This window comes from Gordonia metallireducens (genome assembly GCF_021245825.1).
GTDB lineage: Bacteria > Actinomycetota > Actinomycetes > Mycobacteriales > Mycobacteriaceae > Gordonia > Gordonia namibiensis.
This window is the reverse complement of sequence record NZ_JAJQJP010000024.1, coordinates 51134-76764: the sequence shown is the minus strand read 5'-3', so window position 1 is coordinate 76764 and position 25631 is coordinate 51134. Positions and strand designations below refer to the sequence as shown.

Here is a 25631-nt window from a genome sequence, read left to right as displayed (position 1 = left end):
GACATCGCGGTCCCGAACAACCGGAACCGACCCCTTACAGCGGCAGGTAGTTCTTCAGCTCGTAGGGGGTGACCATGCTGCGGTAGCCCGTCCACTCACTCCACTTGTTGCGCAGGAAGTAGTCGAAGACGTGCTCGCCGAGGGCTTCCGCGACCAGCTCCGAGTTCTCCATCTTCGTGAGCGCGTCCGCCAGGCTGCCGGGCAGTTCCTGGTACCCCATCGCCCGACGCTCGGCCGTCGTGAGGGCCCAGACATCGTCCTCGGCCTCGTCGGGGAGTTCGTAACCCTCCTCGATGCCCTTCAGGCCGGCGGCCAGCAGGACCGCGAAGGTCAGGTACGGGTTGCAGGCCGAGTCCGGGCTGCGCACCTCGATGCGACGCGACGACGCCTTGTTGGGCGTGTAGAGCGGCAGGCGGATGAGCGCGGACCGGTTGGCGCCGCCCCAGGTCGCGGCGGTGGGGGCCTCACCACCGTGGATGAGACGCTTGTAGCTGTTGACCCACTGGTTGGTGACGGCGCTGATCTCCGACGCGTGGTGCAGGATGCCGGCGATGAACTTCTTGCCGGTGGCCGACAGCTGCATCGGGTCGTCGGGGTTGTGGAAGGCGTTGATGTCGCCCTCGAACAGGCTCATGTGGGTGTGCATCGCCGAACCGGGATGCTCGCTGAACGGCTTCGGCATGAAGGTCGCCCACACGCCCTCGTTGATTGCCACCTCCTTGATGAGGTAGCGGAAGGTCATCACGTTGTCGGCCATCGACAGTGCGTCGGCGTAGCGGAGGTCGATCTCCTGCTGGCCCGGCGCGCCCTCGTGGTGGGAGAACTCGACGGAGATGCCCATCGACTCGAGGGCCTCGATGGCGTGGCGACGGAAGTTGGGCGCGGCGTCGTGGACGGCCTGGTCGAAGTAGCCGCCGGTGTCGGCCGGGGTCGGCACCGAACCGTCGAGCGGCGAGTCCTTGAGGAGGAAGAACTCGATCTCGGGGTGCACGTAGCAACTGAAGCCGAGGTCGGCGGCCTTGTTGAGCTGGCGACGCAGCACGTGGCGCGAATCGGCCCAGCTCGGGGTGCCGTCGGGCATCGCGATGTCGCAGAACATACGAGCCGAGTGGTGGCGGCCGGCCGAGGTGGTCCACGGCAGGATCTGGAAGGTCGACGGGTCGGGCTTGGCGACGGTGTCCGCCTCCGACACACGGGAGAAGCCCTCGATGGCCGAGCCGTCGAAGCCGATGCCCTCGGAGAAGGCACCCTCGAGTTCGGCCGGCGCGATCGCCACGGACTTCAGATAACCGAGTACGTCGGTGAACCACAGTCGAACGAAACGGATGTCGCGCTCTTCGAGGGTCCGCAGCACGAATTCCTTTTGGCGATCCATGGTCGCCGACATTAGAAGTCGGCTGTTAAATCCGTGTTACACGCATAACACCAACTCGCTGTCCTGCAGGTTTACCGAGGTCGTCCCATAATTTGGGACACAAAATTGCCGGCGCTGGGAAGGCCCCGAGCAGCCAGGATGCGACCACCGCTCGACACGCGTCGCGGAACGTGCCGATTCCACGCCCGGATCGGTGTGATCAATTGCATAACCAGGGCCGGTTACACAACATATCCGCGGTGACACAATGGCGCTTGTCCGTGTTCAACCCGGGTACCCGCCGCGCCCCTTCGGGCCAGCCGGGACTCGAGGCAGAAAAGAGACAACGATGTCCGAATCCTCGGTTTATGGTGCATCCACCTCCACCGCTGCCGCCGACGCCCCCAAGCGTCGTGTGACCCGCATCCACCACCTCGCCCAGATGAAGTCCGAGGGCGAGAAGTGGCCGATGCTCACCGCCTACGACTACTCGACCGCGCGCATCTTCGACGCCGCCGAGATCCCGGTGCTGCTCGTCGGCGACTCGGCGGCCAACGTCGTCCTCGGCTACGACACCACCATCCCGGTGAGCGTCGACGAGATGATCCCGCTGATCCGCGCCGTGGTGCGCGGTGCCCCGCATGCGCTCGTCGTCGCCGACATGCCCTTCGGCAGCTACGAGATCGGGCCGCAGCACGCCCTGGAAAACGCCTTCCGGATCTTCAAGGAGACCGGCGCACATGCGGTCAAGCTCGAGGGCGGCGAGCGCGTCGCCCCGCAGATCGCGGCGCTGACCGCCGCCGGCATCCCGGTCATGGCGCACATCGGGTTCACCCCGCAGAGCGTGAACGGCCTGGGCGGCTTCCGCGTCCAGGGTCGTGGCGACGGTGCCGACCAGCTCATCGCCGACGCCATCGCGGTCCAGGAGGCCGGTGCCTTCTCGGTCGTCATGGAGATGGTCCCCGCCGAGCTGGCCGGTCAGATCACCCGCAAGCTGACGATCCCGACCGTCGGCATCGGTGCAGGCAACGAGACCGACGCCCAGGTGCTGGTCTGGCAGGACATGGCCGGCCTCACCCACGGCAAGACCGCGAAGTTCGTCAAGCGCTTCGCCGACGTGGGTTCCGAATTGCGTTCGGCCGCCGAGCAGTACGCCGACGAGGTCCGTCGCAGCGTCTTCCCCGGCCCCGAGCACAGCTACTGAGCGGCGATCCGTAGAAGTTGTGGACGCGCCATATCCCCACGACTTCTACGGAATCCCGGTTGCGCCTAGGCTCGATGATTATGCGTGACTTCTACCCGGAGATCGAGCCCTACGAGTCCGGTCACCTCGATGTGGGTGACGGCCAGCAGATCTACTGGGAGGCGTCGGGAAACCCCGACGGCAAGCCCGTGGTCTTCGTCCACGGTGGTCCGGGCGGCGGCACGTCGCCGGCCCAGCGACGCTTCTTCGATCCCGCGAAGTACCGGATCGTGCTGTTCGATCAGCGCGGCTGCGGACAGTCGCGTCCGCACATCGCCGACGGCGCGGATCTGAGCGTCAACACCACGCCGCACCTCATCGCCGACATGGAGAAGCTCCGTACCCATCTCGGCATCGACCGCTGGCAGGTCTTCGGCGGCTCCTGGGGTTCGACGCTGGGTCTCGCCTATGCGCAGACGCATCCCGACCGCGTCACCGAACTGGTGCTGCGCGGCATCTTCCTGCTGCGCCGCAGCGAGATCGACTGGTACTACAACGGCGGTGCCGCGCACATCTTCCCCGACGTCTGGGAGACCTACCTCGAGCCGATCCCGGAGGACGAGCGCGACGGCGACCTGGTCGCCGCCTATCACCGGCTGCTGACCTCCGACGACCGCAACGTCGCCCGTGCCGCAGCCCGCGCGTGGACCGGCTGGGAGCAGGCCACCAGCTACCTGCTCCCCCGTCCCGACGAGGACTCGGGCCAGGACCCCGACGAGGCGCACCGCTTCGACCTCGCCTTCGCGTCGATCGAGAACCACTATTTCGTCAACCACGGCTTCCTCGACGACGGTCAGCTGCTCGACAACATCGACGCCATCGCGCACATCCCCGGTGTCATCGTCCAGGGCCGCTACGACGTCGTCTGCCCGATGCGCAGCGCGTGGGACCTCCACCGCGCCTGGCCGGCCGCCGATCTCCGCATCGTCGACGACGCCGGGCACGCATCTTTCGAGACCGGCATCAAACACCACCTCATCGAAGCGACCGACCGCTTCGCCGAATGAGGAGGAGTCGCCGGCCCCGCGGTCACTAGACTCGGGTCAGCTGTACCGTGTCGTCGGCGTCAGGAGGATCAGGTGGCCGCATCCGAGCAGGTCGAGGTGGAACTCAAGTTCGACGTGGACCCCGGCCATGTGGCCCCGGACCTGCGGGCACTCCCCGGAGTCGTGTCGGCGACCGAACCCGAGACGTTCTCGCTCGACGCCACCTACTTCGACACGGAGAACCTCGACCTCGCCGGCAACAAGATCACCATGCGACGCCGCACCGGCGGCACCGATCAGGGCTGGCATCTCAAGCGCCCCACCGACATCCCCGGTGCGCGTCGCGAACTCCAGGTCGGCTTCGACGAGGCGCCGGCCGACGGTGAGATCCCCGAGGCCCTCCTGACGCCGGTCCTCGCGCTCACCCGGTGCCGCAAGCTGGACGCCGTCGCCGTCATCTCCACCACTCGCACGGTGACGCGTCTACTCGGCGTCGACGACGAGCCGCTCGCCGAACTCGCCGAGGACCTCGTCACCGCCCAGTCGTTGCTGCCGGGCGGACACTCCCAGCAGTGGGCGGAGTGGGAGTTCGAACTCCTCTCCGGCGGCACCACCAAGTTGCTCAAGGCCGCCGACAAGGCCTTGCGCGCCGGCGGCGGCCGCTCGGCGTCGAGTGCATCGAAGCTGGCCCGCGCCATCGGCTCGACCCCGACCGTCCACAAACCCCGGCTCTCCAAGCGGCCCACCGCACTCGAGCTCGTCATCACCGACATCGCACTGCACCGCAACAGCCTGATCGCCTACGATCCGCTCGTGCGTGAGGACGCCGAGGACGCCGTGCACCAGATGCGGGTGTCGTGCCGCCGGTTGCGCAGCGTGCTGTCGGGCTACCCCACGGTGCTCGACGCCGAGCGCACCGCCCACATCGGCGCCGAACTCAAGCTGCTCGCCCGAATCCTCGGCGACGCACGCGATTCCGAGGTTCAGCTCGAGCTCGACCAGTCCTTGCTCCGCAGCGAGAACGCCTCCCCCGAGCTGCTCGCCGCCCTCGCCGGCGCCGAGTCCCGGACCCACGACCGGGCGATCCGCGCCGCGCACGCCGCGATGTCGTCAAAGCGCTACTTCGCCCTGCTCGACTCCATCGATGCACTGCTCGCCTCTCCCCCGCCCGGCCCCGACGCCGAACTCCCCGCAACCGTCGTCGTCGACAAGGCGATCGCGAAGAGCCGCAAGCACATCCGCAAGGCCCAGGCCGATCTCGCTGACCTCACCGAGGGTTCGGTCGAGTGGCAGGAGCAGCTGCACAAGATCCGCAAACGGGCAAAGCGGTTGCGCTACAGCATCGATGCGACCGAACCGCTGAACAAGAAGAAGTATCGCGAGGTCGGTGCCGTCGCGAAGAGAATCCAGTCCGCTCTCGGCGACTTCAACGACATCCGCATCAACCGCGCCCACCTCGCCGCCATCGTCACCGACGGAAAGCTCGGTCCCGCCGACATGTTCATCGTCGGCCGGCTCGACGCCCGCCTCGAAGCCGACGCCTACCGCGCGGTCGCCGAGTACCGCAAGGCGGCCAAGGACTTGTAGTCCCTCCGCTGGGAGCAGGCGCCCCTCCGCTGGTTGAGCAGGCGACGAGCGCAGCGAGGAGCCGTGTCGAAACCACTCGGTGACCCGGCCTCGGAACGAAGTCGCCGACGGCCACGCAGGAAGATCGCCGGCCTGAAACCAGAGCTTCTGTAACCCAACCAGCGATCTTGCGCGTCTACGCCGGCCGGAACCCGACCTTCCGCGTCACCTCGTCGGCGGTCACCAGCTCGACGTCGAGCCTGGTCCCCGGTCGGAGGTCTCCCTCGCATCCTGCGACGACGGGCGGGTCGGCGATGAAGATCTGGGCGGGCTTGCGTTCGGTGGCGGCCGACATGACGACGGCGTCGAAGCGATCACCGACGCGGTCACCGAGGATGACGGCCTCGGCGAGGTCGATGCTGGCCCGATCGGCGGTGGCGCCGAGGGTGTCGGCGGAGCGGAGGATCTTCGGGAGGGTCGGCAGGGCGCGCATCACCCAGTCGGGCACCTCCTCGCCCGCGGTGGCCGCGAGGCACACCTCGGTCGCGAACCGGTCGCCGAGTCGACGCAGTGGTGCGGTGACGTGGGCGTAGAGACCGGCGATCGCGGCGTGCTGCTTCTTGTCGTGCGGGATGGCGCGTGCTTCGTCCGAACCGTCGAGCACGAGATAGTTGGCGCCCCGCATGAGTCCGCTCGCGGCCGACTGGATGGCGAGCGTGCTCGGCCGGGCTCCGGGCAGGCCCGCCAGGAACCGACCCACCGCCATACCCTCGGGCCATTCGACGTCGAGCGCCTTGGCCGCAGCACGCAGGTCCTCGACCGCCTCGGGCTCGGCGGGCGGCAGCGTCCGCAACAGTCCGATGCCCGCCTCGGCCATGATCGTGCCCGCGCACATCCCGGCGAGCAGCGAGAGCTGGGAGTTCCACATGTCGGCCGGGGTGTGGGGTTCGAGGTCCAGGCGCCAGCCCGCGTCGGTGCGGGACACCTCCTGGTCCGGCAGATCGAGTTCGACGGCTCCGCGGTCCATCGCCACGTTCTGCCGCAGCTCGCCGAAGGCCGGAAGGGCCGCGATCGACGGGTGCAGGCGTCCGGCCTCGGCGTCGGCGCTGACCCCCGCGTAGTCGAAGCGGGCCACGGATCGAATCCGCGATCGCCGCACCCGGACGTCGGTGACCGTCCCGTCCCCCGCGACCCGGATCGTCCAGAGCACGCACGGCCGAACCTGTTCGGGCAGAAGCGATCCGCTCCCCTCCGACAGTTCGCGCGGATGCAGCGGGACCGAGCCGTCCGGGAAGTACACGGTGGACCCGCGGCGTCGGCTCTCCTGATCGAGTGCGCCCTCGGGGATCACCAGGGCCGCGACGTCGGCGATGGCGTAGTCGACGACGAACCCGTCGCCGTCGGTGGCGAGGTGCACGGCCTGGTCGAGATCGCGCGACGTCGGTGGGTCGATGGTGACGAACGGGACGTCGGTGTGGTCCTCGCGCGAGTCCGCGAGTCGGTCGACGGCGTCGCGGGCCTCACGGAGTGCGTCGTCGCCGTAGGACTCGTCCACCCCGAGCTGATCGCGGATACCGGCGAAGTCGATGTCGGGGGCGAAGAGGAAGCGCGTCACGCCTCGAACCCTAGCGCGCGTGCGCGCGGTCGAGCCGGAGCGCGCGTGCGAGCCGGAGCGCGCGTGCGAGCCGGAGCGCGCGGGCCGAGGGCGAACGAGTCGGCACGTAAGCCGGATCCTGTACCCGCGTGGTCTCTCGACCGTCGCGGGCGGCGACCATCCATCTGGGCACACCGTCGCCGGGTACCTCGAGCGGCCCACCCGCGGGCTGGGGCGAGCAGCCCTCGTAACGCCCGCGCACACGCACCGCGAGGTGCGTGCTTCGGCCTTGCTCCGGGTGGGGTTTACCGAGCCGACGCGGTCACCCGCGCCGCTGGTGCGCTCTTACCGCACCGTTTCACCCTTACCGGCCTCGCGGCCGGCGGTCTGTTCTCTGTGGCACTGTCCCGCGGGTCACCCCGGGTTGCCGTTAGCAACCACCCTGCTCTGTGGAGTCCGGACTTTCCTCGGTGCGCGGCGTGACGGTCTTCCGCCCGTTCCGCTCACCGCGGCCGCCCGGCCGACTCGTTCGCGGAACCCAGGATACGGCAGGGTCGGAATCCGACGTGCAGCCGTCAGTGCCAGTGCGCGGCGTCGTTGACCAGACGCACGACGGAACCGCCGTCGGGGAAGAACTCGGCGATCGACACCGACGCGAGGTCGAGGTGGAGACGGAACAACAGTTCCGGCCCGACGCCCAGCGCCTCTCGCAGCATCAGCTTGATCGGCGTGACGTGCGATACGAGCACGACCGTCTGCCCCGGATACCGTTGCAGCAGATCGTCTTTCGTTTCCGCCACACGCTCGGCTACCTGAGCGAAGCTCTCGCCGCCCGGGGCGGGCACGGTGATATCCGACAGCCATTCACGGTGGATCTCCGGATGCCGTTCGGACGCTTCGACGAAGGTGAGGCCCTCCCACTCGCCGAAGTCGTTCTCGATGAGTCCGGGATGCTCGACGACGTCGACCCCGGTGACCGCGGCGACCTCGTCGGCGGTGGCGCGGGCGCGGCTCAGCGGCGAGGTCACGATGGCCGAGATGCCCTCCTCGCGCCCGACCCGTTGGGCCGCCGCGCGGGCCTGGCGCAGACCCTCCGCGGTCAGCTCGGGATTGCCGCGACCGGAGTACCGACGATCCACCGACAGCGCCGTCTGGCCGTGGCGCAGCAGGATGAACCGGGTCGGCGAACTCCGTTGCCCCTGCCAGGACGGGGACTTCTCGCCCACAGTGGTCAGATCCCCGATTCGGCGGTCCGCACGAGGATGGCGCCGCATTCCTCGCAGCGGATGACCTCGTCGGACAGTGCCGCGCTGATCGAGGCGATGGTGCCGCGGTCGAGTTCCATCCGGCAGGCGCCGCAACGCCGTGCGCGCAGGAGTCCTGCGCCGATGCGACCGTTGGCGCGTTGCTTGTCGTAGACGGCCAGCAGGTCGGCGTCGATCTCCGCGGCGAGCGTGTCCCGCTTCTCGTGGGCGCGCGTGAGGTCCTCTTCGATGCTCGCGAGGGACTGGTCCCGGCGGACCCGGGTGTCGGCGATCTTCTCCTCGAGGTGTGAGATCGTCGCGGCGGCGCGGTCGCGCTCCGATTCGACGGCCTCCTGCTGCTCCATGAGGGTCAGCATCTCCTCCTCGAAGGCCGCGCGACGGCGTCCGAGTCCGGCGAGTTCGTGCTGCAGCTCCGACAATGCCTTGGGCGCCAGCCCGCCGGCCGCCAGTTGCTTGGAGTCCTTGGCCTCGCGGTTGGCCATCCCGGTCACCTCGGACTCGATGCGGCGGTATTCGCGCCCCAGGTCCTCGGCGGAGATCTCCGCGCGCACCAGATCGTCACGGGCAGCGTCGATCGCCTTCTCCTGCTCGGCGATCTCGGCGTTCTCGGGCAAGTTCTTGCGGCGATGCTCGAGTCGGTTGATCTCGGCATCGGAGTCCGCGAGATCGAGCAACAGACGCTGCACTCCGGCGTCGACTTTCATTGCGGCCTCCTCTCTCTGAAGTTCTGAAGTCCCCCTACCGTACGCGGCTGGTCCCGGCGTCCCGGCGGGCGGATGGCGTTTAATAATGCGGTCCTGCGGGCGTCATCCGAAGCTGTGCAGTACGAACGGGTCGGTGGGCGTGTCGTACACCACCACCGGCACGTCCCATTCGGTGCGGACCAGCTCCGCAACCTGGGCGCACCAGGGGAACTCGGTGGCCCAGTGGCCGGCGTCGACGAGTGCCGGTCCACCGTCGCGCAGACTCTCGTCGGCGGGATGGTGACGGAGGTCGCCGGTCACATAGACGTCGACGCCGAGCCCGCGCACGCGCCCGAGCAGCGAATCGCCCGCTCCACCGCAGACCGCGACCGTGCGCACCAGCGCATCCGGATCGCCGGCCGCCCGGATTCCCGACGGCGCGCCCAGCGCACGGGCGACGAGCCCGGTGAAGTCCCGCAGCGTCATCGGCTCCGGCAACGATCCGACCCGACCCAGACCCAGGTCACTGCCGAGGTCGGCGAGCTCGAAGACGTCGAATGCCGGTTCCTCGTACGGATGCGCGTTGCGCAGTGCCCGGAGCACGGACCCGCGGATGGACCGGTCGGCGACCATCTCCACCCGCGCCTCGTCGACGTGGGTGCGGGTGCCGATCTCCCCGATCGTCGGCGATGCGTCTTCCTGGGCCTCGAACTGGCCGGTGCCCACCACCGTCCAGGAGCAGTCGCGGTAGTCGCCGATCGCACCGGCACCGGCGGCGAACATCGCCTCACTGACCTGTTCGACGTTGCCCTCGGGGACCATGACCACCCATTTGTCGAGCGGTGCAGCGGATTTCGGTTCGATGGGCACGGTGTTGACGACGCCGAGCAGGTCGGCGAGGGCGTCGGACACACCCGGTCGCGCACTGTCGGCGTTGGTGTGGGCCGACAACAGCGCGATGCCGTTGCGGATCAGGCGGTGCACGATGCGCCCCTTCGGGGTGTCCGCGGCCACCGACGTGACGCCCCGCATCAGCAGCGGATGATGGGCGATCACCAGATCCGCCTTCTCGGCGACGGCCGCCTCGACGACGGCATCGGTCACGTCGACGCACGCCAGGACCCGATGCACCGGTTCGGAACGGTCGCCGCACACGAGCCCCACGGCGTCCCAGGACTCGGCGAGCGCCGGTGGATACGCACGCTCGACGGCGTCGACCACCTCCCCGACGGTGACCCGCTCAGACGTCGACTCGGTTCCCATCCCTCATCTCCTCTCGTACCTGCTCGATCGCCGCGGTCAGTGCGCGGACCTGATCAACCGGACGTGCCGCCAACCGCAGATGGCCGTCGCCGAGTCCGACGAAGTTGGCACAGCTGCGCACCGCGAACCCGCGGTCGACGAGGCGTTGCTTGACCTCGGTGGCCCGCGGCACCTCGACGAGGACGAACGGCGCGGCCGGCTCCGCCACGACGACGAGTCCGATCCGCGTGAGTTCGTCGACCATCTCGGCGCGCTCGGCCGCAACCCGCCGGGCCTGCTCGGCGCAGTAGCGGTGTCCCTCGTCGCCGAGGCAGGCGGTCAGGGCGGCCAACGCGGGTGTCGACAGCGCCCAGGGACGACGCCCCGCACGCAGTCGTGCGAGGATCTCCGGCGCCGCGAGAAGATATCCGGCTCGGAGCCCGGCGAGTCCGAAAGTCTTTGTCACACTGCGGATCACGATGAGGTCCGGCCAGTTGGCCGATGCCAGCGACTGCGGCTCGAGTCCACCGTCTACGCCACGGGTGAGATCGGCAAAGGCCTCATCGACCACGATGAGGCGTCCCGGACGCCGCAGCGCGTCGATCGACTCCCGCGGATGCAGCACCGACGTCGGGTTGGTGGGGTTGCCCAGGATCACCAGGTCGGCGGTGTCGGGCACCTGCGCCCCGGACAGCCGCCACGGCTCGTCGAGGGTCACCTGGGTGATGGGCACTCCCGCGGCGCGCAGGGCGATCTCCGGTTCGGTGAAGGACGGCTGGATGAGCGCGGCATGGCGCACGCCGAGTCGCGGGAGCATCTCGAAACCGTCGGCCGCGCCGGACAACAGCAGTACGTCGCCAGGTGCGCGCCCGTGGGTGGCGGCGATCGCCTCGACCGCGCGCCGCTCGTCGTCGAGGCCGGGGTACCGGGCCAGGTCGCCGAGACCGCGCGTGATGGCGTCGAGGACGAACGGCGGTGGCGTGCCACGGACATTGACGGCGAAATCCACGAGACCGGGTGCCGCGTCCTGATCGCCGTGCCGATCCGGATCGGAGAGGTCGGATGGAGATGCGACGCCAGACCCAGCTGTCATGTCTATTGACCTTACGTGCACGATGGACGCGTGTTGACGCCGCCAGATCCCCGCCATCCCGACACTGTGCTGCTCTTCGACCTCGACGGCACGATCACCGACAGCTTCGCGGGTATCGCCAACAGCTTCCGTCACGCCCTCGCCGCCGTAGACGCGCCCGAGCCCGACCCGCAGGTCGTCGCGGGCATCGTCGGACCGCCGATGATCGACACCCTCAACGGTCTGGGGCTCGCCCCAGAGGTCGCGGAAGCGGCGATGCGCGCCTACCGGGAGCGCTACACCGAGATCGGCTGGCGGGAGAACGCGGTCTACGACGGGATGCCCGACGTCCTAGCCGATCTGTCCGCGTCGGGGCGCACGATGGCGGTCGCGACGTCGAAGAACCAGACCACCGCACACAAGATCCTCGAGCACTTCGGTCTCACCGACCACTTCAAGTACATCGCCGGCGCCAGCGACGACGGCACGCGTCGCCACAAGGCCGACGTCATCGCCCACGCGGTCGCCGAGCTGGGGCTGCCCGTCGACGCCGACACCGGCCACGTCACCGCGCCGGTCGTGATGATCGGCGATCGCAGTCACGATGTGCACGGCGCTGCGGCCTTCGGCATCTCAGCGATCCTGGTCAGATGGGGTTACTCTCTGCACGGGGAGGAACAGGACGCCGCTTGGGCGGTTGAGTCCACAGCCGAATTGCGCGACGTCCTGGGTGTGTGACCGACGCCCTCGATCACCGAGCGCGTCGGCGCGTCGAGTTGAGGTAGACACCAGTGGTTGAAGAACTACACATCTGTTTCGTGTGCACGGGCAACATCTGCCGGTCGCCGATGGCGCAGAACATCTTCCGGACCGCTTTGGACGACGCGGGCCTGGGTGGCAAGGTGCGCGTCAGCAGTTGCGGTATCACCGGTTATCACGTCGGTGAACCGGCCGACAACCGCGCCCGCACCGAACTGCTCGCTCACGGCTACTCCGACGCCCACGTGGCGGCGCTGCTCGGACCCGAACACTTCGACGCCGATCTCTTCCTGGCGATGGACGACGGCCACGTCCGGGAGCTCGAGCGGAAGCGGCTCGGCGACCGGACGCGACTGTTGCGGTCGTTCGACCCGTCGGCACCCGCCGATGATCTCGCCCTGCTCGACCCGTATTACGGCAGCACCGACGACTTCGTGGCGACCCGCGAACAGATCGAGAGCGCGGTCCCCGGCCTGATCGACTGGGTGCGGATTCAGCTGGGCGTGGCCTGACGACCACGCCCAGCCGACCGACCGGTCTCAGCCGACCGGTGCCACCAGGTTGTGCACGAAGCGGATCTTCTCCAGCACCGGCGCCGGGAGCACGAACGGGTAGAGGTCCGGGTGACCCATCGACCGGTTGATCTGATTGAGCGCCCAGGTCAGCGGCAGCCACTCATCGATGATGCGGTCGAAGCCCACGTCGCCCGGCGGGACTCCCTCCAGCGTCGTACCCGAGGGCGCCATCGCGAAGGCGGCGGCGGTGTCGAGGGTGTCGCGGATGTGCAGGTAGTGCGCGAAGGTCTCGGCGAAGTCCTCCGCCGGGTGCATCGTGGCGTAGGAGGAGACGAAGTTCTTCCGCCACCCCTCCGGCGCACCTTCCTTGTAATGCCGGTCGAGCGCGGCCTGATAGTCGTCGTCGGGGTTGCCGAACAGTTCCTCGAACCCCGGCCGACGGTCGTCGGTGATCAGGACGAGCTGGTAGTAGTGGCCGACCTCGTGCCGAAAGTGTCCGAGGACAGTCCGGTACGGCTCGTCGAGTTCGACGCGCATCTGCTCACGATGGACGTCGTCTCCCTCGGCGAGATCGAGGGTGATGACTCCGTTGGCGTGGCCGGTGATGACGTTCTGTTGGGCACTGGAGAGCAGGTCGAAGGCGAGACCCGTGGTGGGATTCTCGTCACGATTCTCGATCGGCAACCCGAGCTCGGTGAGTTCGAGAACCAGACGTCGCTTGGCGGTCTCGGCCTGGCCGAACACCACCAGCGCCTCGGGATCGTCGTCGCCGGGACGGGTGCGCGTCAGCTCGCACGACCGGCAGAGCTCGGGGTTACCCGTCCACTTCACCAGCCAGTTGCATTGGGCGACCTTGGTGTCGGCACATCGCTCGAGGAGGACGCCGTCGACCTCGGCGCGCCCCGTGTCGTCGAGGGTTTGGATGGAGCGGGACTCGAGCCAGAACCCGAGTGGGCTCTTGCAGTTCAGACAGAGACTGTTTTCGAAGGAGAGACGCTGGCCGCAGTTCAAACAGATGAAGTCTCGCATTCGATCACGCTACATGCGCTGAGTAACCTGGGCATCGTGCACGTGCTGCGAACGATCCTGCGTCCCGGGTGGATTGCCCTCGGCGTCGTCGTCGTGGCGTTCGCCGTGGCCTGCTTCACCCTCCTCGCGCCGTGGCAGCTGGGGAAGAACTCCGACACCGAACGCCGCAACGATCTGATCCGTACCGCGACGTCGCTCGAGACCGCGCCGCTGGCCGAGGTGGCGCCCTCGTCGACCTTCGACCCGTCGACCGAGTGGCGCGAGGTCGAGGTGACCGGCCGCTACCTGCCGGACCAGCAGGCCCTGGTGCGGCTGCGCAACATCCAGGAACGCCCCGCCGTGGTCGTCCTGACGCCGTTCGCGGTGACCGGTTCCGATCGCGTGCTCCTGATCAATCGCGGTTTCGTCCGACCTGTGGAGGGCGGGGTCCCCGACGTCCCGGCGCCGCCGGCCGGTGAGCAGACCATCGACGGACGGATACGCGCGGCGGAAAGCGTCAGCGCCGACCGCGGCTCGCTCTCCGACAACGGTGTGCTCACGGTCCCGTCGATCAACCCGGGGCTGGTCGGGACTGCGACCGGTACGTCGATGGACGACTTCTACCTGCAGTTGTCCCCGGACCAACCGGGCTCCCTGGGAGAGATCCCGCTCCCCCAGCTCGACACCGGCCCCTACCTCTCGTACGGGCTGCAGTGGCTCGCCTTCGGGATCATGGCGCCGCTCGGCGTCCTGTACTTCCTGGTCGCCGAGATCCGTTCACGCCGGCGCGCTGCCGCCGCACGGTCCGCTCCCGCAGCGGAGGCCACCGCCGGGACCGGTGAAGTCGTCGACGCAGATACCGCGACCCATGCCGCGGATACCGGATCGACCACACAGCCGGGTACCGCCGCCTCCCGCGCCGAACGTCGTCGGCAGATGCGCGAGGAACTGCGCGCCGCGAGCGGCACCACGGTGGTCCACAACGTCGGACGCATCGGGCACGGTCCCGTCGCCGAGGACACGGTCGGCGATGTCCGCGACGCGACGCCCGACCCCCGCAGGCAGGACGACGACGTACGGGACAAGCTCAGCCGGCGCTACGGCGGCTGATCCCGAACCGGATCAGGCACCCCGCCACGCCCGCGGCCAGGGTCGCCCGTTGAACCCGCCGCGACAAGTGGACCGCAGCGCGTAGATCGGCAGGTTTCGGCGCCGGCCCGGAACCCAGCGTCGGCCGTTGTTCGACGCCGTGCGGGTAGACGGTCCGACCCCCGAGCTGCACCCCCAGGGCTCCGGCGAACGCAGCTTCGACGACCCCGGCATTCGGGCTCGGATGCGCGTGACTGTCACGTCGCCAGGCTTCGGCGGCACCTCGGGGCGACCCGGACACCAGCACGATCAACGCGCCCGCGAGTCGAGCCGGGAGGATGTTGGCGATGTCGTCGAGCCGCGCGGCCGCCCAGCCGAAGTCGCGATAGCGCTCGTTGCGGTACCCGACCATCGCGTCGAGGGTGTTGACCGCGCGGTAGCCGAGGATTCCGGGTACACCGGCGACCGCTCCCCAGAACAAAGGTCCGACGGTCGCATCCGAGGTGTTCTCGGCGATCGACTCGAGCGCCGCCCGACAGATCCCGGCCTCGTCGAGCGACTCCGGGTCCCGGCCGCAGAGGCTCGGGATCAAGGCGCGCGCCGCGTCGATGTCGTCGGCTTCGAGGGCGTCGGCGACCGCATCGCCCACCCGGCACAGCGAGGTCCCGCCCAGCGCGATCCAGGTCGAGGCAGCGGTCAGCGTCACCAGGGCCGGTGCCCGACGCCCAGCCGTCGCAGCGGCTCCCGCGACCACGACGCCGCCCGCGGCCACCGCGACCAGGCCGGCACCGGCGGTCCGCGAATCGCGGTACATGCGACGTTCGAGCGCCGACGTCAGCCGACCGAAACCGGCGACCGGATGCCCCGTCGACGGGTCGCCCAGTGCCTCGTCGAGGAGGAAGCCCGCGACGAGCCCGGCTGCGGTCGACAGGGCTCGTCGTGCGGGTCGGTTGCGCTGCTCACGGGTCAGGGGCACCGCGCGATGGTATCGACCGTGCTCGTGCCAGACTCGACCCGTGGCCAGGTCAACCGCGGAACCGACCCCGGGTCGGCACGTCATCGACACCGGTGTCGCCGAACTCGCGCGCGACACCATCGCCGGCGGCTGGTTGCTGACGGTCAACGGTGCGCACAGTTCGCACATCGACCCCGACGACCCGACCGTGCTCGACTTCGAGTACCTGCGCCAGATGGCCGCCGTCATCGCCGAACGCCACCCCACCTCGGACCGGTTGCGCGTCCTCCATCTCGGCGGGGCGGCCTGCGCACTCGCCCGCTACCTCGACCACCAGTACCCCGACGCGCGGCAGGTGGCGGTCGAGGTCGACGGCGAGCTGGCCCGCCTCGTGCGCGAGTGGTTCGACCTACCCCGTGCCCCCAAGCTGCGAATCCGGGTCGGCGACGCGCGCGAGGTCGTGAGCTCGCTGCAGCCGGGCACACGCGAGGTGATCGTCCGCGACGCCTTCGCCGGCGACCGCACGCCCGCACATCTGACGACCCGCGAGTTCACCACCGCCGTGCGCGACGTGCTCGTGCCGGGCGGGCTGTACCTCGCCAACTGCGGTGACAGCCGGGATCTCGCGGGAGCGCGGGCCGAGGCCGCCACCGTCGCATCGGTCTTCGACCACCTCCTGCTCATCGCCGACGCCGCGATGTTCAAGGGCCGTCGCACCGGCAACATCGTCATCGTCGGCAGCGACGCCCCGCTCGACGCGTCGGCAACCCTCGTCCGCACCCTGCTCAGCGATCCCCTACCTGCACAGATCCTCTCGGGCGCCAAGGCCCGCGACTTCGCCCGCGGCCCGGGTCTCACGGACGCCGACGTCGCATCGGAGCGGCCGTGATTACCGACGGTCGCGCGTCCGGTCGATGTACGAAGTCTCTCGCCAGTCGTTAGGGTGGTTTCGACCGCCGGCCGAGATCTGACGATCGTAGAACCGAGGATGACGTGACCGATCCATCGTCGAGAGCGGGCACCACACTGGGCCCGTACCGCATCGACAGACTTCTCGGTCGCGGCGGCATGGGGGAGGTGTACGAGGCCTACGACACCGTCAAGGAACGACGCGTCGCCCTGAAGGTTCTCCCGCCGCATCTGGTGCACGACAAGGATTTCCGCGAACGGTTCGAGCGCGAGTCGAAGACCGCGGCGAAACTGTCCGATCCGCACGTCATCCCGATCCACGACTGGGGCGAGAAGGACGGCGTCCTGTTCATCGACATGCGCCTCGTCGACGGTCAGGATCTGCGCAAGGTGCTCGGTTCCGGTCCCCTCCCGCCGGATCGAGCCGTCCGCATCCTGGGCCAGGTCGCCGCAGCGCTCGACGCCGCGCACCGCGACGGCCTCGTCCACCGTGACATCAAACCAGACAACATCCTCGTCGATTCCGACGACTTCGCCTACCTCGTGGACTTCGGAATCGCGCAGGGCACCACCGACAGTCGCCTGACACAGGTGGGAACCGCGCTCGGCACACTGGCCTACATGGCGCCGGAGCGTTTCGGCGACGAGCCGGCCGGCCCGGCTTCGGACAACTATGCCCTCGCCTGCGTGCTGTACGAATGCGTCACCGGCCAGACCCCGTTCCCGGCGAAGACCGATCAGGGCCTGATGACCGCGCACATCACCAAGCCGCCACCGCAGACGGGCGGCCCGCTCGACCCGGTGATCGCGCGCGGCCTCGCCAAGGACCCGGGTCAGCGCTTCCCGAGCGCGCGCGAACTCATCCACGCGGCCTCCGACGCGTTGGCGGGCAGAGCATCGAGCCCGGCGACCCAACCTCAGACACCTCCGGCAGAGCAGGCACCACCGACCGTCGTACCCCAGCCGATCCCACCCGCGGGCCTGACCCCGCCGCCCCACACTCCCCGCCCGCCCCAATCCCCCACGCCGCAGCACCAACCGCCGGGTGCCCACCCGACGCCGGGCGGCTCCATGGCATCCGACCCGACGATGGTCCGCGGCCTGAACTCCGGCCCGAATGTCCACGGGCCGCAGCATTCTCCCGGCTCCGCCGGTGGATACGGCCCTCCCCCGGGAACTTCCGGGCCGCAGGGATTCTCAGGTCCGTCGGGGCCGCAGCCCTATTCCGGACCGCCCCACTCCGGGCCGCAGTCGTATTCGGGACCGCAGCGGTTTTCGGGTCCGCAGTCGTTCTCGGGACCCCAGGCGTTCTCCGGGCCCAACCAGTGGGGCGGCTCCCCGACCCCGCCGCCACGGAAGTCGAACACCGGCCGCAACATCGCGATCGCCGTCGCCGTGGGCCTGGTGGTGATCGCCCTCGCGGTCACCGGCATCGTCGTCGCACTGTCGAACGGCGGGGATGAACCGCCGGACCCCGACACCTCCAAGCAGGCGATGCCTGCGGGCACCGTCGCCTGCGACTACCCGACGCGCACGGTCGTCGGCGGCATCACCCAGCCGGCACCTGCGTCGACCCAGCCGAACACCGGCACCGTGGACGCCCAGATCCCGATCGCCGCTCAGGGCACCATCACGATGACGCTCAACCGGGCCGAGGCCCCGTGCAACGTCGGCGCGATGGTGTCGCTGATCAAGTCCGGGTTCTACGACGGCAGCAAGTGCCACCGGGCGTCGGCGAAGTACTTGATCTGCGGCTCGTCGGGCGGCAAGGAGGGCACCAACCCCGGCTGGACCAGCCCCGACGAACTGCCCCAGGATCTCCCGTCGGCCGGCACCGACAACAACGGCATCCCGCAGGTCACCTACCCACGCGGCACCGTCGGCATCCTCGACCTCCCCGACGACACGGGTGCCACCGGCTCGACGACGTTCTTCATGCTCGCCGACGACACCGACCTCCCGCTGACCTACTCCATCGTCGGCACCATGGACCCGTCCGGACTCGCCGTCCTGGACAAGATCGTCGCGGGCGGGTTCACCCCCGCCAAACCCGGCGCCCAGTCCGGACCGCCGAACCAGAACCTCCTGATCCAGAAGGCGACGGTCGGCGAGTAGCGCACCCACTCGCCGCCCGTGATCGGTCACCCCGGATCGAATTCGCACGCGAAGTCGTTCCGGCCCAACGACTTCAACCGAGCTCGCCGATCCAGATCGATGTCGCACGCGACATCGGTGTGGCTCGATCAGGCCGCAGCCCAGCAGAAAAACTCGTCCCCCTCAATGGCATCGGAGGGCAATGTGCCCTCGGACATCCCTGAGGGGGACGAGTTTTCACTCCACCCGAGCAAGCGTCGCAGCAGGCCGCTCAGATCACGTAGTTCATCCGATCGAGGATCGCGTTCCCCAGCGCGGCGTCGCCGTCGATATCCACTGCATTCGGGTCGGCGTCCCGGCGACCACCGGCGCAGCGGGCGAGGTTGGCGGCGTCGATCCGGAGACGCACATCGGCCGACGCGTCGCCGCCGTCGAATTCCTCGACCAGCGACGCGCGGTCGCCGACGAGAATCCGAGCGGTTCGCGCCGACAGACCGGTGATGTCGAAGAGCACCTTGCTGCCCTTGGGTGCGTCGGCGCGCTTGCCGACGACGAACGGCAGTGACGCGCTGATCTCGTCCAGTGCCAACGATGCGGGGACGGGATCGGTGACGGCGGAACCGTCGGTGCCGTCGCGCAGGTCGATCTCGTGCATCCAGCAGTCGAAGACGCGGATGCGCATGAAGCGTCCGTAGGTGTCGGCGCCCGCCGGCGTCATCGACGGGGCGTCGAACTGCTCCTGCGTCATCGCCTTCAGAGCCTTGGTGCGAACCGTGACGACTTCGTCGAGTGCGGCGAGGACCTCGGCGCGCGGCGTCGGACGGTAGTGGTCGACCCACTTCTCGTTGAGCTCGCCGATCGGGTTGCGCACGTGGTCGAGTGCGCTGACCGTGCGGGTGGCGTCCACATCACGGCCGTCGAGCATGCTCTCGGTGCCGATGATGTGCGCGACGATGTCGGCGTTGGTCCATCCGGGCAGCACCGAGGCCGCCGACCACTGCTCGTCGGTGAGTCCGGCGGCGACGTCGGCGATCGCGGCCCACTGGGCGATCAGGCCTTCGGTGACCTCGGCGAGCGGCAGGATGGTCGTCGGCATGTGATGCTCCTTGCGTCGTGCGCCCGGCGAGACCCGGACCGCACCAACCCTATCGGGCGGGACGGTCCCATCGCGGTTCGCCAAGGATCCCCACCGAGACTCGACGGCCCCTACTGTGTACTGCGTGGCTCCTTCCGACCTTACCGGCGAACGCCTGGGTCCGTACTTCATCGACGCGTTGATCGGCCGCGGCGGGATGGGCGAGGTCTACCGAGCCACCGACACTCGGAAGGGTCGTGTCGTCGCCCTGAAACTTCTCAGCCCGGCGGTCGCCGACAACCCGGTGGCCCACGACCGTTTCCTCCGCGAATCACGGGTTGCAGCCCAGCTGAACGACCCTCACGTCATCCCGATCCACGACTGGGGCGAGATCGACGGTCGGCTGTTCATCGACATGCGACTGGTCGACGGACGCGACCTGCGCGCTCTCCTCCTCGCGAACGGCCCTCTCGCCCCAGAGCGTGCGGTGAAGATTGTCGGCCAGATCGCCGACGCGCTCGATGCCGCGCACGGCAGCGGCCTGTATCACCGGGATGTGAAGCCGGACAACATCCTCGTCGACAATCGCGACTTCGCCTACCTGGTGGATTTCGGCCTCGCACAAGCAGATACGGACACACGGTTCACCAGTACCGGCACTGCCATCGGCTCCTTCGGATACATGGCGCCCGAACGCTTCGGTGACGGCGCGGTCGGCGCACCGTCAGACATCTACGCACTCGCTTGCGTACTCTTCGAATGCCTCGCCGGTGCGCACCCGTTCGCTTCGGCGACCACCATCGAGCGCCTCATCGCCGCACACCTCACCACTTCGCCGCCGCGGATGGGTTCGGCGATAGACGAGGTGATCGCCCGGGGCATGGCCAAGGACCCCGCACACCGGTATCCATCGGCTGGTGCACTCGTGGCCGATGCAACTTCCGCACTTCGCGCCGATCCGCTCCGCCGCCCGCCAACCGTGGTCCCTGTCGCACCTCAGACGGTTGTTCCGCCGGCGGGCATCACAGCCGGCGCAGCAGCAACACCGACAGTCACCGGCCCGCAGGGCTTCGCGAGTACGCACGCGCAGTGGGACCCGACGCAGGCAGCGCCGTGGCAGCCGCCGACCCCGTCACGGCGTCGATCGCCCGCGATTCCCATCGCACTGGCAATCATCGCCGTGCTAGTGATCTGCCTCGGCGTTGTTGGATGGGCGTTGCTCAACAGGGACTCCGACGCGCCGAGCACCAGCGCACCTGAGACCTCACTACTGCCGACTGTCAGGTCGATGACGGAAACTTCGAAGCCCGCATCGTCCCCGCCGCCGACACGTGAGACAACCGCGACGCCACCGACTCCCCCTCCAGTCGTCCGGGGTGCCGGCGATCTCGGCCTGTCTGTACCGATCACACGACCGGCCTGCGATGGAACCGGCATCGTCGTGGTCGCCAACGCGACCGCGCCCGGCTCCTACGAGTCCGAGGTGCAGAACTATCTGAACCAGTACCCCGGGGCCAGCTACCTGCGGACCGACCAGTCCTGTCCTTCGCTGCGGCAGCAGTACGACGACGGCAGCGCAATCTACGCGGTCTACTACGTTGCGGGGCGCACCCAGGCGGATGTCTGCACCCTCAAGGGGCAGGTCGGCGGGTACGGCAAGTGGCTCGACTACACCACTGACCCGAGCATTCAGATCCCGTGCTAATTCGCCTGGCTGGTCCGGGACGAAGTCACCGTCTGCCGAACAAGGACAGAACCTGTCCGCATCCTGCGGCAAGATGGCTGCATGTTGGAAACCTCGGCCCGGCTGCTGGCTCTGCTGTCGCTGCTGCAGACACGGCGGGAATGGTCGGGCCGAGAGCTCGCGGAACGCCTCGACATCACGACCCGCACAGTTCGGCGCGACATCGACAAGCTCCGCGAGCTCGGTTACCCCGTCGACGCGAATGTCGGTGCGCGCGGCGGGTATCGGCTCGGCGCCGGCGCGGAGATGCCGCCTCTGCTCCTCGACGATCAGGAGGTTCTCGCTGTCGCGCTCGGGCTCGACGCGGTGACGACGGGCGCGGTCGCCGACATGGCCGAGGCCTCGGCCGGGGCGCTCGCAAAACTGCGTCAGGTCATGCCTTCGCGACTCCAGCACCGTCTCGACGCGCTGCGGATCGAGGCCGTCCCGCGCGAGGCTCCGACGAGTGCGGTCCCGGCCGAACGCCTCACCGACGTCGCGACGGCCTGCCATCGCCACGAACGCCTGCGATTCGACTACCGGCGCAACGACGGCGAGGAGAGTCGACGCGAGGTCGAGCCGTTCCGCCTGGTACGCAACGGGAACCGCTGGTACCTCGTGGGCTTCGACCTCGCCCGCGACGACTGGCGCTCCTTCCGCGTGGACCGCATGGAACCGAAGATCCCCACCGGTCCCCGTTTCACCCCGCGCGAGCCACCGGAGGGCGGCGCGGCGGCCTTCGTCGCCCGTGGCCTCGGCGCACTGCAGCAACAGGCGATCGCGCGGGTCCGCATCCACCTGCCCCTCGACGAGGTCGCGCCGATGATCCACCACTATTGGGGCGCCCTGGAATCCGGCGACGAGAACAGCTGCGAGGTGACCGTCTACAGCACCTCGCTGACATCGATCGCACGCTGGATGCACGCCTTCGACGCCGACTTCACCGTCATCGAACCCGACGAATTACGTGTCGAACTGGGCGCCGTCGCGGAGTATCACGACCAGGTCGCCGAACGTTATCGACGCGCGATGTCCACTCGTCCTTGACCCGCTGACCTGCGGTTCCGACCGGATCGTCGAATATTCTCTACGGTCGAAGGCATGAGGCTACTCATCACGGGGGCGACCGGGTATGTGGGTTCCCGGCTCGTATGCGCATTGCTCAGGCAGGGTCACGAGGTCGTGGTCACGTCCAGAGACACCCGCAAACTGGACCGGTTCGGCTGGTCGTCGGACGTCACCAAGGTGGCCATGGACGCCGACGACCCGATCTCGGTAAAGAAGGCCATATCCGACGCCGGTCGCGTCGACGCGATCTACTACCTGGTCCACGCGATTGGGCAGGCGGACTTCGCCAACGGCGATCGCGACGCGGCACGCAACGTCGCCGAGGCCGCGCGAGATGCCGGCGTCGGCCGGATCATCTACCTCGGCGGCTTCGTGCCGGGCGACGACAAACTCTCGTCGCATCTGCAGAGCCGCGCCGACGTCGCCGAGGGGCTCGTCGTCGAGGACGGTCCAGAACTCGTGTGGTTGCGCGCGGCGGTGATCATCGGCGCCGGATCGACGTCGTTCGAGATCATCCGCTACATGGCCGACCGCCTGCCGGTGATCCCCGAACCCGACTGGATCACCAACGAGATGGACCCGATCTCCATCCGCGACGCCATCCACTACCTCGTCGCCGCGTGTGAGTCATCGCTTCCGCCAGGCGAATACGACATCTCCGGACCCGACCACGCGCGCTACATCTCGATCCTCCACGAGTACATCTCCGCGGTCCGCTTCCCGCGGTTGCGGCTCCCCGTCTTCGGGGTGAGCACCCGTCTCGCCGGCCGCCTCGGCGGCATGTTCGTGCCGGTCCCGGCGTCACTCACCGAGGAACTCGTGACGTCGTTGAACCACTCGATGACGGCGTCGGAGCACAGCATCCGCGAGCTGGTGCCACCACCCGAAGGTGGCCTGACACCGATGCGCGACGCCGTGCGCGCGTCCGTCGAATCCCCGTATCCCCGGTCCGTCTGCGATCTGCACGACCTGCACCATCTCGCCGACACCGATCCCGCGTGGGCCGGCGGCGACTGGTTGCGCGTCAAACGCCGCGCCGTCGGGACGATCGGTGGCACGCTGCGTGTGTCGGCGAAGATCGCCGGAGCTCTTCTGCCGACCCGTCCCTGACCGACCTGTGTCCGCTGACGACCGACCTAGGTGGTGACGACTGCTGGTGACTGCACTGGCTCGCGACCTCTACAACTCGATAGCACTGGATCGTGATCCCGATCCGGGTTCCCACTACGTACGACGCCGCTGGCTGGTCGGTGCCTTCCTCGTCATCGGGGCCGTCATGCTCGGCATCTCGCTGCGCGTGGAGCCCGGCGACACCGCCTTCTACCCGCTGACGGTCGGCATGGCCGTGGTGTGGATTGTCGGCGCCTTTGTCTCCGGTCCGCTGCGGCTCGGTGCCTATAGCCCGGTCGCCTCGCGTCCCCCGGACCGTCTCGGGGCCATCGGCCTGGGCACCGTCGTCGGTCTCGCGGTCGGTGCGGCGTTCGTCGTCGGTGGTCTGATCGCCCGGATGATCCCCGGCGTCAGCGACCTGGCGAACCAGGTGCTCGCCTTCGCCGACTACGGCAGCCTCGCCATCGTCACCGTGATCACCGTGGTCAACGGCCTCGCCGAGGAGCTGTTCTTCCGCGGGTCGGTCTACTCGGCGGCCCGCCCCCACAATCCGGTCCTGGTGTCGACGGTCATCTACGTGTTGGTCACCATGGCCAGCGGCAACGTGATGCTCGGCTTCGCCGGCGCCGTCCTGGGCACCGTCTGCGCGATTCTGCGTCGCAGCACCGCAGGCGTCCTCGCGCCCGCGATCACCCACGTGATCTGGGGCGCGATCATGGTGCTTGCGCTCCCGCCGATCTTCGCCTGAGTCCTCGACCGGCGAACCTCATCTCGACCTGCAGACGTCGACCGAAGTCTGCAGGTCGAAGTGAGGTTCGCCGGTCACCGCGTTCGCTCCCTGAGTAGCCCCGGAGCCTGCAGGTGGGCGTACCCCCTCCGCTCCCTGAGTAGCCCCGGAGCCTGCAGGTGGGCGTACCCCCCTCGCTCCCTGAGTAGCCCCGGAGCCTGCGGAGGGGCGTATCGAAGGGCAGTTTTGGGCGATCGACGCCGACCCGCTAGATTCGTTCTCGCAGGTGCCGAACGTGACGGCGCACGCGCGTATAGCTCAGCGGTAGAGCTCTGGTCTTACACACCAGCGGTCAGGGGTTCGAATCCCTTTGCGCGCACCACATCAGCCGATCCATGGCCCCAACCCGCGCTCAGCGCGGTTTCGAGCTGTAAAACGCTCAGTTGCTCAGCCATTCCCGCGTGTAGACGTCCTGCCAGCGAACCGCGATGTTACGTCGCGCCTCGGCGCTGCTTTCGGGTCCGATCGTCTCGAGGAGGACGTCCTCGACGATGTCGCGCACCCGGTCGGACAGGGCGATGAGGTCGTCGGCGTAGCGCGCGATCAACCCGACGCGGATTCCGGTGACGGTGTCGTCGGCGCCGTCGACGGCCGCGAACACGACGAGGCGTCCGAGCAGCCGCCGGGTCCGGATCGCGATCATCTGTTTGACGACCGCGTCGGTGATCTTGATGCGTCGACCATCCGACGCCAACGCGCGGGCGGGGCGTCGAATTCGGCTGAGTCCGGCGGAGATCGACGAGATCAACCTGTCGACGTCGCCGGGCGGATCGGCGAGTTGCCGGGTGGCGTCGACGAGCCAGGCATCGGTGAGGTCGTGTGCGTCAGGCATGAACCTCTCCTTCCCGCTCGTCCGAACTCGGCGTCGATGATCTTTTTCCAGGGTCCCACGGCGCCAGGCGGTGTGGAGGAATTTGCGGCTCCGTTGCAGGTGCCCGCGAACCGATCCTGTGCTGATGCGCAGTACCTGGGCTATCTCCTCGAGGGTAAGGCCCTCCACTTCCTTGAGCCACCAGGCGGCTCTCGAATTGGACGGCAGGTGGTCGAGTTCGGCGCGTAGCGCGTCGATCAACTCCTGCCGCTCGGCCTCCTCTACCGGAAGCGGGCCCGCGGCCTCGAGATCGGCGAATCGCTCGTCGTCGAACGGCGTATCCCGGCGACGCCGGTGATGGTCGGCCGCCTTCCGGTGTCCGATGGTGAAGACCCAGGTCCGGAAAGTACTGCGGAAGGCGAAGTTCGGCAGGCCCTTCCACGCGTGAAGCAGCGCTTCCTGCGTGAGGTCCTCCGCGGTCTGCGGGTCGTCGACCATTCGCCCCAGGTACCGGACCAGTGGCGGCGTCACTCGGCGAACGAGCACCGCGAATGCCTCGGTGTCCCCGACCGCAGCCGCCCCGGCCAGCTCGTCGTCGCCCAGGTCGTCCAGGTCGATCGACTCTCTGTGAGCCGAATCACTCCAGTTCATGCGTGCAACTCCCCCCCCGTCCCACCCGACTCACCCTACAGACGGATTGCACAGAACCTTTGCGATAGCGCA

Annotated in this window: 22 protein-coding genes, 1 tRNA gene, 1 other RNA gene and 1 pseudogene; 13 read left to right on the top strand and 12 right to left on the bottom strand. The window is 68.6% G+C overall.

Annotated elements, in window-relative coordinates:
- Window positions 1-34 precede the first annotated feature (34 nt).
- Window positions 35-1375 carry a type I glutamate--ammonia ligase gene (glnA, locus tag LQD00_RS08285; protein WP_040536757.1) on the bottom strand — a complete coding sequence of 447 codons (1341 nt, stop codon included), beginning with the start codon at window positions 1373-1375 and terminating at the stop codon, window positions 35-37.
- 328 nt (window positions 1376-1703) lie between these two features.
- On the opposite strand from glnA, the gene panB reads away from it, so the two are divergent.
- The 3 genes from panB (at window position 1704) to LQD00_RS08270 (ending at window position 5170) form a co-directional block, all read left to right on the top strand.
- Window positions 1704-2558 carry a 3-methyl-2-oxobutanoate hydroxymethyltransferase gene (panB, locus tag LQD00_RS08280; protein ID WP_232716683.1) on the top strand — a complete coding sequence of 285 codons (855 nt, stop codon included), beginning with the start codon at window positions 1704-1706 and terminating at the stop codon, window positions 2556-2558.
- 80 nt (window positions 2559-2638) lie between these two features.
- Entirely contained in the window at window positions 2639-3604 is a 966-nt protein-coding gene (gene pip / locus LQD00_RS08275; RefSeq protein ID WP_232716682.1) for a prolyl aminopeptidase, read from the top strand.
- A 72-nt stretch (window positions 3605-3676) separates the two neighbouring features.
- A complete protein-coding gene (locus LQD00_RS08270) occupies window positions 3677-5170 on the top strand; it encodes a CYTH and CHAD domain-containing protein (protein WP_232716681.1) in 1494 nt (497 codons plus the stop codon).
- Between the two features lie 175 nt (window positions 5171-5345).
- Here LQD00_RS08270 and LQD00_RS08265 read toward each other — a convergent pair whose 3' ends face one another.
- The 6 genes from LQD00_RS08265 to cobC all read right to left on the bottom strand — a co-directional run bounded on the left by LQD00_RS08265 (window position 5346) and on the right by cobC (window position 11026).
- A complete protein-coding gene (locus LQD00_RS08265) occupies window positions 5346-6764 on the bottom strand; it encodes an RNB domain-containing ribonuclease (RefSeq protein ID WP_232716680.1) in 1419 nt (472 codons plus the stop codon).
- 91 nt (window positions 6765-6855) lie between these two features.
- Window positions 6856-7271, bottom strand: an RNA gene (rnpB, locus tag LQD00_RS08260) — RNase P RNA component class A.
- A 47-nt stretch (window positions 7272-7318) separates the two neighbouring features.
- Window positions 7319-7969, bottom strand: coding sequence for a histidine phosphatase family protein (locus LQD00_RS08255; RefSeq protein WP_232716679.1), 651 nt, complete (start codon window positions 7967-7969; stop codon window positions 7319-7321).
- A gap of 5 nt (window positions 7970-7974) precedes the next feature.
- Window positions 7975-8712, bottom strand: coding sequence for a zinc ribbon domain-containing protein (locus LQD00_RS08250; protein WP_232716678.1), 738 nt, complete (start codon window positions 8710-8712; stop codon window positions 7975-7977).
- 102 nt (window positions 8713-8814) lie between these two features.
- A complete protein-coding gene (locus LQD00_RS08245) occupies window positions 8815-9954 on the bottom strand; it encodes a Nif3-like dinuclear metal center hexameric protein (protein ID WP_232716677.1) in 1140 nt (379 codons plus the stop codon).
- A complete protein-coding gene (gene cobC / locus LQD00_RS08240) occupies window positions 9932-11026 on the bottom strand; it encodes an Rv2231c family pyridoxal phosphate-dependent protein CobC (protein ID WP_232716676.1) in 1095 nt (364 codons plus the stop codon). Before cobC ends, LQD00_RS08245 begins: the two co-directional genes overlap by 23 nt.
- A 30-nt stretch (window positions 11027-11056) precedes the next feature.
- Between cobC and LQD00_RS08235 the strand changes: the two genes are divergently transcribed.
- Window positions 11057-11743 carry an HAD hydrolase-like protein gene (locus LQD00_RS08235; protein ID WP_232716675.1) on the top strand — a complete coding sequence of 229 codons (687 nt, stop codon included), beginning with the start codon at window positions 11057-11059 and terminating at the stop codon, window positions 11741-11743.
- Between the two features lie 53 nt (window positions 11744-11796).
- Complete coding sequence (locus tag LQD00_RS08230; protein ID WP_232716674.1) at window positions 11797-12276, top strand: low molecular weight protein-tyrosine-phosphatase; 480 nt, start codon at window positions 11797-11799, stop codon at window positions 12274-12276.
- Between the two features lie 27 nt (window positions 12277-12303).
- On the opposite strand, the gene LQD00_RS08225 is transcribed toward LQD00_RS08230, so the two are convergent.
- Window positions 12304-13308, bottom strand: coding sequence for a zinc-binding metallopeptidase family protein (locus tag LQD00_RS08225; RefSeq protein ID WP_232716673.1), 1005 nt, complete (start codon window positions 13306-13308; stop codon window positions 12304-12306).
- Window positions 13309-13344: 36 nt separating this feature from the next.
- Here LQD00_RS08225 and LQD00_RS08220 point away from each other — a divergent pair, with 36 nt between their 5' ends.
- The gene (locus LQD00_RS08220) at window positions 13345-14397 is read left to right on the top strand and encodes an SURF1 family cytochrome oxidase biogenesis protein (RefSeq protein ID WP_232716672.1); all 1053 of its coding nucleotides are present in this window, start codon (window positions 13345-13347) and stop codon (window positions 14395-14397) included.
- Here LQD00_RS08220 and LQD00_RS08215 read toward each other — a convergent pair.
- Window positions 14375-15352 (bottom strand): cobalamin biosynthesis protein, encoded by a 978-nt coding sequence (locus tag LQD00_RS08215; protein WP_232716671.1) that lies wholly within the window; start codon window positions 15350-15352, stop codon window positions 14375-14377. The genes LQD00_RS08220 and LQD00_RS08215 overlap by 23 nt on opposite strands.
- A gap of 40 nt (window positions 15353-15392) precedes the next feature.
- Between LQD00_RS08215 and LQD00_RS08210 the strand changes: the two genes are divergently transcribed.
- Together LQD00_RS08210 and LQD00_RS08205 are read left to right on the top strand one after the other, a co-directional pair.
- Window positions 15393-16220, top strand: coding sequence for a spermidine synthase (locus LQD00_RS08210; protein WP_232716670.1), 828 nt, complete (start codon window positions 15393-15395; stop codon window positions 16218-16220).
- A 104-nt stretch (window positions 16221-16324) separates the two neighbouring features.
- Window positions 16325-18355 carry a protein kinase domain-containing protein gene (locus tag LQD00_RS08205; RefSeq protein WP_232716669.1) on the top strand — a complete coding sequence of 677 codons (2031 nt, stop codon included), beginning with the start codon at window positions 16325-16327 and terminating at the stop codon, window positions 18353-18355.
- Between the two features lie 250 nt (window positions 18356-18605).
- On the opposite strand, the gene LQD00_RS08200 is transcribed toward LQD00_RS08205, so the two are convergent.
- Complete coding sequence (locus tag LQD00_RS08200; RefSeq protein ID WP_232716668.1) at window positions 18606-19430, bottom strand: maleylpyruvate isomerase family mycothiol-dependent enzyme; 825 nt, start codon at window positions 19428-19430, stop codon at window positions 18606-18608.
- A gap of 124 nt (window positions 19431-19554) precedes the next feature.
- Between LQD00_RS08200 and LQD00_RS08195 the strand changes: the two genes are divergently transcribed.
- The 5 genes from LQD00_RS08195 (at window position 19555) to LQD00_RS08175 (ending at window position 24419) form a co-directional block, all read left to right on the top strand.
- Window positions 19555-21114: a serine/threonine-protein kinase gene (locus LQD00_RS08195; RefSeq protein WP_232716667.1), complete on the top strand. Its 1560-nt coding sequence runs from the start codon at window positions 19555-19557 to the stop codon at window positions 21112-21114.
- Window positions 21115-21195: 81 nt separating this feature from the next.
- Window positions 21196-22179: a helix-turn-helix transcriptional regulator gene (locus LQD00_RS08190; RefSeq protein WP_232716666.1), complete on the top strand. Its 984-nt coding sequence runs from the start codon at window positions 21196-21198 to the stop codon at window positions 22177-22179.
- 54 nt (window positions 22180-22233) lie between these two features.
- Window positions 22234-23310, top strand: a complete 1077-nt coding sequence (locus tag LQD00_RS08185; protein WP_232716665.1) for an NAD(P)H-binding protein — start codon at window positions 22234-22236, stop codon at window positions 23308-23310.
- A 40-nt stretch (window positions 23311-23350) separates the two neighbouring features.
- Window positions 23351-24058 (top strand): CPBP family intramembrane glutamic endopeptidase, encoded by a 708-nt coding sequence (locus LQD00_RS08180; RefSeq protein ID WP_232716702.1) that lies wholly within the window; start codon window positions 23351-23353, stop codon window positions 24056-24058.
- Window positions 24059-24344: 286 nt separating this feature from the next.
- Window positions 24345-24419 (top strand) — tRNA-Val (locus LQD00_RS08175).
- Window positions 24420-24476: 57 nt separating this feature from the next.
- Here LQD00_RS08175 and LQD00_RS08170 read toward each other — a convergent pair.
- Window positions 24477-24929: a hypothetical protein gene (locus LQD00_RS08170; RefSeq protein ID WP_232716664.1), complete on the bottom strand. Its 453-nt coding sequence runs from the start codon at window positions 24927-24929 to the stop codon at window positions 24477-24479.
- Window positions 24922-25559: pseudogene (locus LQD00_RS08165) on the bottom strand (RNA polymerase sigma factor). Before LQD00_RS08165 ends, LQD00_RS08170 begins: the two are co-directional and overlap by 8 nt.
- Between the last annotated feature and the right edge of the window lie 72 nt (window positions 25560-25631).